This window comes from Streptomyces himastatinicus ATCC 53653, assembly GCF_000158915.1.
Lineage (GTDB): Bacteria > Actinomycetota > Actinomycetes > Streptomycetales > Streptomycetaceae > Streptomyces > Streptomyces himastatinicus.
The window spans coordinates 3,259,446-3,261,201 of sequence record NZ_GG657754.1; the positions used below are offsets into that span (position 1 = coordinate 3,259,446).

Here is a 1,756-nt window from a genome sequence, read left to right on the forward strand (position 1 = left end):
GGGCGCGTTCCCCTGGGACCATCCCCTCTCCCTCCGGTCCTGGATGGAGGACCGGCACACGACCGACCTGCTGGAGGACGCGGACGTCCTGCTCGTGGTCGGCTCGGGGCTCGGCGAACTCTCGTCCAACTACCACACGTTCCGGCCCCGCGGTCAGGTCGTCCAGATCGAGGCCGACCTCGGCAAGCTGGAGTCCAACCACCCGGCCCTCGGCATCCACGCCGACGCCAAGCCCGCCCTGACCGCCCTGGCGAGCGAGGTCACCCCGCGCCCGAAGACCACCGGCGCCCAGACCGCGGCCACCCTGCTGGCCCGCGTCCGGCAGCGGATCGCGGCGCAGGACCTGGACCTGGAGCAGCGGGTGCTGGGCGCCGTACGGGAGGCCCTGCCCGATGACGCGCCCAGCTTCTGGGACATGACGATCCTCGCGTACTGGGCCTGGTCCGCGTTCGATCCGCGCACGGGCGCCATGCACTCCGCCCAGGGCGCGGGCGGCCTCGGCTACGGGCTACCGGCCGCGCTGGGGGCCGCCGCCGCGGACCGTACGAAGCCGGTGCTGGCCGTGTCGGGCGACGGCGGGGCCATGTACTCCATCGCCGAACTCGCCACCGCGCGCCAGTACGACCTTCCCGTGACCTGGCTGATCGTGGACGACGGCGGCTACGGGATCCTGCGCGAGTACATGACGGACGCGTTCGGCGAGGCGACGGCCACCGAACTGGCCCGCCCGGACTTCGTCGCGCTCGCCGAGTCCTTCGGCGTGACGGCCGTACGCACGGCACCCGACCGGCTGCGCGCCGACCTGGCGGCGGCGCTGGCCGCCCCGGGCCCCTCGGTCGTCGTCCTCCCCGCCCTGCTGCGCATGTTCGCGCCCACCCACCTCGGAGAACCGCACCAGGGCTGATCGGAGGAACCCGGCCCGCCCCCGGCCGAGCCTCAGGCGCGGGCCCCGGCGGGAGTCCTTACCGTGCCCCCTAGTGACCCATTGGCTCCGGCCTCGTTCACCCCGGCGGGGGAACGAGACGATCGCAGGTAAGGCGAGGTGCTCTGGATGGTGGCTCCGCCCGACAACGACGTGCTCCGGGCACGCACCCTGTCGTACGCCCATGACGGCTCGCCCGCCCTCGCCAGTGTCTCCGTCGACGCCCGCGAGGGCGAGATCCTGGCGGTGACCGGCCCCCGGGGCTGCGGGAAGACCACGCTCCTGAAGTGTCTGTCGGGCCAGCTCGTCCCGGACGACGGAGAGGTGTGGTTCAACGACACCGCCGTGCACTCCCTCACGCCCCTGAGCCGCGAGCGGCTGTGGCGCGACCACTTCGGCTGGATCGACACCGAACCGCAGCTCGTGCCGGAGCTGACCGGATGGGAGAACGCGGCGCTGCCGCTGATGCTGCGCGGCAGCGGGCGGCGCGCCGCGAAGAGCGCGGCGTGCGAGTGGCTGGAGCGGCTCGACGTCGCCGAATGCGCCGGGGCGCGCCCCGGCGCGCTGCTCCAGTCGCAGCGCCAGCGGGTCGCGATCGCGCGGGCGCTGGCGCCCACGCCCAGTGTGCTGTTCGCGGACGAGCCCACCGCGCCGCTGCACCGCGCCGACCGCGCCCAGGTGCTGCGTACGCTCACCTCGGCAGCGCGGACACACGGCATCACCGTCGTGCTCGCCACCCAGGACCCGGAGGTGGCCACGCTCGCCGACCGCACCGTGACGCTGCTGGACGTCCTCCTGGTGAGCTCGGCGGCGTCCCCCGACGCGGAGGGCATC

General features: G+C 74.2%; 2 protein-coding genes. Both read left to right on the forward strand.

What is annotated here, in order from left to right; genetic code table 11:
- Positions 1-904 (forward strand): thiamine pyrophosphate-dependent enzyme (locus tag SSOG_RS13140; protein ID WP_039937436.1); only part of this gene is annotated, 904 nt, incomplete at its 5' end.
- Between the two features lie 147 nt (positions 905-1,051).
- Positions 1,052-1,756: ABC transporter ATP-binding protein (locus tag SSOG_RS13145; RefSeq protein ID WP_009714712.1), on the forward strand; the 705-nt coding region annotated here is incomplete at its 3' end.